Source organism: Parapedobacter composti (genome assembly GCF_900112315.1).
GTDB lineage: Bacteria > Bacteroidota > Bacteroidia > Sphingobacteriales > Sphingobacteriaceae > Parapedobacter > Parapedobacter composti.
Genome location: NZ_FOLL01000010.1, coordinates 157,848 through 165,714, shown reverse-complemented (window position 1 = coordinate 165,714; position 7,867 = coordinate 157,848). Strand labels below are relative to the sequence as shown.

5 protein-coding genes are annotated in these 7,867 nt (G+C 48.2%); 2 read left to right on the top strand and 3 right to left on the bottom strand.

Annotated features, from left to right (window positions below):
- Positions 1-212: 212 nt before the first annotated feature.
- Positions 213-1,331 (top strand): formylglycine-generating enzyme family protein, encoded by a 1,119-nt coding sequence (locus BM030_RS11995; protein WP_090973849.1) that lies wholly within the window; start codon positions 213-215, stop codon positions 1,329-1,331.
- 15 nt (positions 1,332-1,346) lie between these two features.
- Here BM030_RS11995 and cobA read toward each other — a convergent pair whose 3' ends face one another.
- From cobA to katG, 3 genes are all read right to left on the bottom strand, one after another.
- Positions 1,347-2,147: a uroporphyrinogen-III C-methyltransferase gene (gene cobA, locus BM030_RS11990; RefSeq protein WP_090973835.1), complete on the bottom strand. Its 801-nt coding sequence runs from the start codon at positions 2,145-2,147 to the stop codon at positions 1,347-1,349.
- Between the two features lie 251 nt (positions 2,148-2,398).
- Positions 2,399-3,130 carry a DUF2490 domain-containing protein gene (locus BM030_RS11985; protein ID WP_090973834.1) on the bottom strand — a complete coding sequence of 244 codons (732 nt, stop codon included), beginning with the start codon at positions 3,128-3,130 and terminating at the stop codon, positions 2,399-2,401.
- 153 nt (positions 3,131-3,283) lie between these two features.
- A complete protein-coding gene (gene katG / locus BM030_RS11980; protein ID WP_090973833.1) occupies positions 3,284-5,560 on the bottom strand; it encodes a catalase/peroxidase HPI in 2,277 nt (758 codons plus the stop codon).
- 358 nt (positions 5,561-5,918) lie between these two features.
- Here katG and BM030_RS11975 point away from each other — a divergent pair, with 358 nt between their 5' ends.
- Positions 5,919-7,823: an alpha-L-fucosidase gene (locus BM030_RS11975; RefSeq protein WP_090973848.1), complete on the top strand. Its 1,905-nt coding sequence runs from the start codon at positions 5,919-5,921 to the stop codon at positions 7,821-7,823.
- Positions 7,824-7,867 lie beyond the last annotated feature (44 nt).

The window sequence follows — 7,867 nt, the reverse complement described above, 5'->3', positions numbered from 1 at the left end:
GCAGTTAAGCCCGCCAGAGCCGATGGTATTGCCGTAACAGGCGTGAGAGTAGGTCGGTGCCGGATTTCATTCAATGCCCCGCTGCGTAGAACGCAACGGGGCTTTTTTGTTGTAGACAGTCGGCGTCAATGGTTGGTGTCATCAGCACCACGATACTAACCCGTTTTAAATTTAAACCAATATTTCGTACTTTTAGCTTTCATATTACCGATATGGTAAAGACAAACATTAATTATATTTTTTCTGTGGTGGCTGCTCTGTTTGTTACATTGGCGGGCTGTAACTCGCCGGAGGGACGGGATGAGCAGACAAACCGTGTGTTTAGCGATGATAGCGCAGCCACATGTGTGGCCCATGGTATTCCTTCACGCGCCGCAGTTATTGCGGAATCCAAAATATCGCATGATTTTCTTGGGGCTGACGATGCGCCGATGGTTTACATCAAAGGGGGGGCTTTTTTAATGGGTTCCGAAGATTTTGCCGATGCTAGTCCTGTACATGAGGTCACAGTTGAGGGTTTTTGGATGGATGAGCATGAGGTAACCAACGCCCAGTTCGCCCGCTTTGTCGCAGCGACCGGTTATCAGACGGTGGCGGAAAGACCATTGGATCCAAGGGATTTTCCGAACGTTCCGTTAGATGCACTGCAACCGGGCTCTGCTGTTTTTATGCCGCCTGATCAAGGAATAGCCGGCTTGCATGACCATCTTCAGTGGTGGCGGTATGTGATTGGTGCGAATTGGAGACATCCCGAAGGCCCAGGTAGCAGTATTGAAGGACGGGAGGATGAACCTGTGGTGCATATAGCCTACGAAGATGCCGAGGCTTTTGCGAAATGGGCAGGTAAGCGCCTTCCAACCGAAGCGGAATGGGAATATGCAGCACGGGCGGGAAAACCCAATAGTAAGTATTATTGGGGAAATGAGTTAAAGCCTCAAGGAAAGTGGGTGGCCAACGTGTATCAGGGCGATTTCCCCCTAAAGGACATTGCCGAAGACGGCTATCGCGGAATAGCGCCTGTTAAATCATATCAACCTAATGGTTTCGGATTGTACGATATGGATGGTAATGTTTGGGAATGGTGTTCGGATTATTACCGGCCTGATTATTATCAAAACAGCCCGGGTATAAATCCTCAAGGCCCTGCAGACAGCCATGATCCGTTGGAGCCAGGAGTTGTAAAGCGAGTGCAACGGGGAGGCTCTTTCCTGTGCAATGAGCAATATTGTGAACGCTACATTGCAGGGAGCCGGGGGAAAGGAGAAATAAGCAGCGGAAGCAATAATCTCGGCTTCCGATGTGTAAGTGACGATCCTCCTCCGGTGGAATAATAGCTGTTTTGGAGCTTAATCCCGGTATTCCGGCAGTTCAAAAAACCGCCGTATGCGTTGAAAGTCATGATGGAGTGATACTGCTGATCCAAATATCAATAAAACGGGGCCGGTATTGTCTATCCCTTTTTCTTCTGAGACTTCGGCAATAGTATTAACTAATCCAACAGCAATTTTCTCATTCGCCATGGACCCACTTTGGATAACTGCGGCAGGCAACCCTCCTTTACCTAAACTTTGGTAAATTGAAACGATCTCGGACAGGCGGTCAAAACCTAGCAGAACGACTACCGTGGCATTGCTACGCGCTGCATCTTTCAGATCAGGCGACAGTTCCCCGCGGCTATCATTACCAGAAAGAATCCAAAGGCTTTCGCTGATGCCCCGGTGCGTTACGGGGATTCCTTGCAACCCGGGGACAGAAATGGCGCTGGAAATACCGGGTATAATCTCCGTTTCGATGCTATAGGAAGCAGCGTAGTTCAACTCCTCATATCCACGGCCGAATACGAATAAATCGCCTCCCTTAAGCCTGACAACACAGCCGAAATTCAGCGCATAGTCAACCATCAACTGGTTAACCACATCCTGAGAAAAGTTCTCATCACCGGATGGGTTGCCTACGTAGACTTTGATGCATTCTTGTGGAGCGTACGCTAAAAGCCGCTCATCTACCAACGCATCATATAAAATCACATTGGCTTCCTTTAATGCGTTAACGCCTTTCACACTGATAAGATCCGGATCGCCCGGTCCGGCGCCGACAATCGTGATTTTTGGATCGATGTACTGTTTTTTTGTTGCTGTTAAAGCCATGACTGTATTATGTAAAAAGTGTAATTAAAAAGCCTCTTCGAGTAACGATGGTCGAAGAGGCTTTTTGTTTTTCCTACCGGATAAAGCGTCTTCAACTGCTCGCGAAGAGCATCATGCCATTACCTACGGGGCAATTATTATTGATGACGGCCCTATGACGGTTTTTTAAATACATGGTACAAAGATAAAAAAAAGTCTATTAAAAAAGTAGACTTAAATAAAAAGTTCTGTGGCGCGTCGCCGATTGGTGGCTAGAGTCTGGTATAAATTGCAATCTGTCCAATATGATTCATTGTATTTGGAGATGACGGCCGTATCAGCAGTTGGTTCATGTATCCGACCTCCACATCATACTTCGGCGACAACCGATAACCTATGGACGCGTAAGCCCGGTTTTGATCAAAGAGCTTTCCATTAACCGCGTCCAAATTCTGAATATTAAAAAACAACTCGTTCTGAAGCGATACAAAAGCACCTCGGCTGAACGACATCCCAGCACCACTGAACGGAATGATACCTCTAATAAAATATCTTGCCCGTTGCGTGAAAGCAGTTTCACTTGTTCGTTTGAGAAAACGCTGCTCCAGGCGGAAGCGATGCTGCACCGGGATGGATAACAGCTTGCCGCTTATAATATATTGTTCCCATATCCGGTGCTCAGTAAGCCTTTGGACATCTGGCGCCAATGCGTTTGTGACCAGCGTGGTTGCATAACCGAAAGCAGCGGTTTGCCTATTGTTAATATAGTAGTTGATTCCAGGCCGGATCAGCAACAGTGAGTTGTCTCTCCAGTTTTTACCAGCGCGGAACTGGATGTCGTTATTCAATCCCCACTTTTCTGAGAATTTTACGTTGTTAAACCATGCGGCCCAAGTACTATACGTGTGATTCTGGCCATGTGAAAGATAAGGGAAAAACTGCAAGCAAAATGCCAGCACAACCAATGGCCGCGTAAAGCGGCGGATCGGCAAATACGTGTTCATAACTGTTTGTTTTAGCTGTTATCTGGATAATATCTGTTTTAGCGGGCGTAATTTAACGAAAAAAGGAGGGAATTCCCTCCTTTTTTCGTTAAATTACGTTCCTTAATATGGTGGCTGAAAGCTAGGAATATACTTGAACGGGTATTAGTATAATCAGCGTAGCTCGAAACGGTCGAGGTTCATAACCTTGTTCCATGCAGCAACGAAGTCTGTTACGAATTTTTCCTGGGCGTCGCCACTTCCGTAAACCTCGGCGATCGCACGGAGTTCAGAATTGGAACCGAAGATAAGATCAGCCCGGGTAGCTGTCCATTTCAGTTCACCAGTTGTGCGGTCCCGCCCTTCAAATATCTCTTTGCGGTCATCAATGGCCTTCCAGGCAGTGCGCATATCCAGCAGGTTCACGAAAAAGTCGTTCGTGAGCGTTCCACGCCGATAGGTAAGCACGCCATGCTGGGAGTGGTCGAAATTAGTGTCCAGTACCCGCATGCCGCCAATGAGGACCGTCATTTCCGGAGCTGTCAATGTCAGCAATTGTGCTTTGTCAACCAATAATTCTTCTGTAGACACGGTATACTTCGTTTTGAGGTAATTACGGAAGCCATCTGCCTGCGGCTCAAGTACGGCAAAGGACTCCACGTCAGTTTGTTCTGGGGAAGCATCCATACGACCAGGAGTAAAGGGAACAGTAATGTTATAGCCGGCATTTTTGGCGGCTTGTTCTACGCCCGCACATCCGGCCAATACGATTATATCCGCGAGGGATACCTTTTTGTCGTTGGACTGCGCATTGTTGAATGTTTGTTGGATGCCTTCGAGTGTTTCTAATATACTTGCGAGTTCGGTAGGGTTGTTTACTGCCCAGTATTTTTGGGGAGCCAGGCGGATGCGTGCTCCATTGGCACCACCGCGCTTATCTGAACCCCGGAATGTAGATGCCGAAGCCCATGCCGTAGATACCAGTTGAGATATTGATAGTCCAGATCCCAATATACTGGCTTTCAACTCGGCAATATCACCATCGTCTACAAGCGTATGGTTGACGACCGGAATCGGATCTTGCCATATCAGTTCTTCCTCAGGTACTTCGGGTCCTAGGTAACGGGTTTTAGGACCCATATCGCGGTGGGTTAGCTTAAACCATGCCCGGGCAAAGGCGTCAGCGAATTGATCGGGGTTTTCCAGAAAGCGTCTTGATATTTTTTCATAAGCGGGATCAAATCTTAGCGATAGATCTGTGGTAAGCATGGTAGGTACACGTTTTTTCGATGGGTCATGAGCATCGGGGATAACCTCAGCGGCGCCTTTTGCCACCCACTGATGTGCTCCGGCCGGACTTTTACTGAGTTCCCATTCAAAGCCGAATAAGTTTTCAAAGAAGTTGTTGCTCCATTTAGTTGGTGTAGTAGTCCATGTTACTTCCAGTCCGCTGGTGATTGTATCTGCGCCTTTACCGGTACCGAAATTGTTTTTCCATCCAAGGCCTTGTTCTTCAATGTCTGCGGCTTCCGGCTCGGGACCAACCAGTGATGCATCGCCCGCGCCGTGGGTTTTGCCAAAGGAATGCCCGCCCGCTATTAACGCCACCGTTTCTTCGTCATCCATAGCCATGCGTTTGAATGTCTCACGGATATCATGAGCTGCCGCGATGGGGTCAGGATTGCCGTCCGGACCTTCTGGATTGACATAAATTAACCCCATCTGTACGGCCGCCAGTGGATTTTCCAAGATACGAGAGTGTATATCTCCGTCTGCAGAATCCTCGGAAACCAATACGCCTCCCTCTTTCTCGATACCTTCCGAGCCATGAGCATAGCGTTTGTCTCCGCCCAGCCAGGTTGTTTCGGAGCCCCAATACACGTCTTCCTCCGGTTCCCATACATCTTCGCGTCCGCCACCAAAACCGAAGGTTTTGAATCCCATAGATTCCAATGCAACGTTTCCAGCCAAAATCATAAGGTCTGCCCATGAAATCTTCCGCCCATATTTTTGCTTGATTGGCCAGAGTAATCTACGCGCTTTGTCAAGGCTGACATTGTCTGGCCAGCTATTAAGGGGAGCAAAGCGTTGCTGTCCGGCGCCCGCTCCGCCACGTCCGTCACCCATACGGTACGTGCCGGCACTATGCCATGCCATACGGATGAACAATGGACCGTAATGCCCGAAGTCGGCAGGCCACCAGTCCTGCGAATCGGTCATTACCGCATGGAGATCTTTCTTTAGTGCCTCATAGTCCAGGCTTTTGAATGCTTCCGCATAATTAAAATCTTCGCCCATGGGGTTAGATAGGGGCGAATGCTGACGAAGGACACTAAGTTTAAGCTGGTTAGGCCACCAATCGCGGTTTTTCGTGCCGTTTGTTCCGACGGTGTGCTTCTGAATAGATCCGGAAAAAGGGCATTTGCTGATGTTGATTTTGTTGTTTTCCATTTTTTATGATTGATTTGACGGTTCTGTTTAAAGTATGATACGTCTTTAGCGCCTCGTTACGCTGGACACTATGGGTGTTAAAATCATTGGGCATTGCTACGCCCGTCATTCAAATATAATGATAACCTGGTTTGAAAGATATCATAAATAACAATAGACGATAGTCAAAATCTATACAACTAAGATACATTATAATTTCTGTGATGCCTTCGTCACCGCCCCTTCTTTTAATTTACCCATATACTCAATTATCTTTGCAATCAGGAAAGACTAAGTCACAATCTACTATCTTTACGGAATTGAACCGGAATTTATGTTGAACTGTAAACAAATTAGTATACTCTATCTGGCAGCCGTTATGGCATTGAACGGATGCGAGTTAGGTGGTGGGAGAAAACAGGAGCCTGCCCCCTATGGGCCTATACCTACTAAGGCCCAGTTGAATTGGCACGAGATGGAGATGTATTGTTTAGTCCATTTTACACCGACCACCTTTCAGAATAAGGAGTGGGGTTTCGGTGATGCTCCGGCTGATTTATTCAACCCTATGCAGTTTGATGCTGGCCAAATTGCGGAAGCCGCCAAGTCAGCTGGATTTAAGGGACTGATAGCAGTGGCTAAGCACCATGACGGCTTTTGCCTTTGGCCCACCAAGACCACCGATTATCATATCGGCAATAGTCCTTGGCGCGATGGAAAAGGCGATATGGTGAAAGAGTTTGAGCTGGCCGCCCGCGAGAAAGGGTTGCAGTTTGGTGTATACGTCTCAGCTTGGGATCGCAATCATCCTGACTATGGCAATGAAAAATATGCGGAGGCTTATCGGGAACAGTTGCGAGAACTCTACAGCGGTTATGGCGAGCTTTTTATCAGTTGGCACGATGGCGCAAACGGGGGCGATGGTTATTACGGAGGCGCCAATGAGATGCGACGTATCGACAGATCTACCTATTACGAATGGGAAGAAAAGACTTGGCCAATAACTCGTAAGCTGCAACCTACGGCTGTAATTTTCAGTGATGTCGGTCCAGATGTTCGCTGGGTTGGTACGGAAGACGGAATAGCTCCGGAAACTTGTTGGGCGACATATACACCGGTAGGTGTGAATGGTGCCAAGCCTGCCCCTGGTGCCACGGATTATACGTTAATCGGTACAGGGCAACGCGATGGCCAATATTGGATTCCAGCCGAATGCGATGTGCCCCACCGTCCGGGATGGTTCTACCATCCGGAACAAGACCAGCAAGTGAAAACTCCGGATCAGCTTTTTGAGATTTACATTCAAAGTGTGGGTCGCGGCGCCGTGTTCAACCTCGGTTTGGCACCGGATACCGCCGGGCGATTGCATCCCAATGATGTAGCATCATTAAAAGGATTCGGTGAAAAGCTGGAGAGAACCTTTGCGGCTAACCTTGCCTATGGAGCATCATTCTGGGCGTCAAACGTCAGAAATGGTAACAATCGATATTTCGGGCCAGATAATCTTCTGGATGCCGGCCGGTATAGTTATTGGGCGACGGATGACACTGTGACCGAGCCGCAATTGGTCATAGACCTTAGGGAGCCAGCAGTATTCGACCTTATACGTTTGCGTGAAAACATTAAGTTGGGACAACGGTTGGATAGCGTTTGGATAGACGTCTGGGAGAATGAAAGCTGGAATCCCTTGACGATGGCCACTAGTATAGGGGCAAACCGAATTATTCGGCTGAAAGAACCCATCACGGCTCAGCGCCTGCGCTTGCGTTTGTTTGCCCCGGTTTCGGTGGCGCTAAGCGATTTCGGACTATTTAAAGAGGCGGCGGTGAATTATGCGGTTGCTGTAAGGGAGCATAAAGCGATTGATCGCTCAGGTTGGATGGTGGTTGGTGATGACCAGACGGGAGGAAACCCGCTTCTTGCTATGGATGGGCGTAAGGAAACAGTATGGATAACCTCTGAACTAGTACTGCCTGCGTCTGTGGCCATTGACATGGGAAAAACGCAGCCGATTACGGGCTTTGGGTACCTGCCGCGGCAGGACGGAAGTGCTGCCGGGTCGATAAGCAGCTATCTGTTTGAAACCAGTAACGATGGCAAGAACTGGGAGCATGCGGCGCAAGGAGAATTTTCCAACATCATAGCGAATCCGATTCTACAGTATGTAGCGTTTGATAAACCGAAGCATGCTCGTTATTTCAGATTTACAGTAGCCGCCGTAGCGGATATGCGGGAAGGCCGGTCAATAATATCGATCGCTGAATTAGACGTGTATTATGATTAGTCTAGCCAACAACTGCATAAACGGTCAATTGCCGTAAGGCCTTC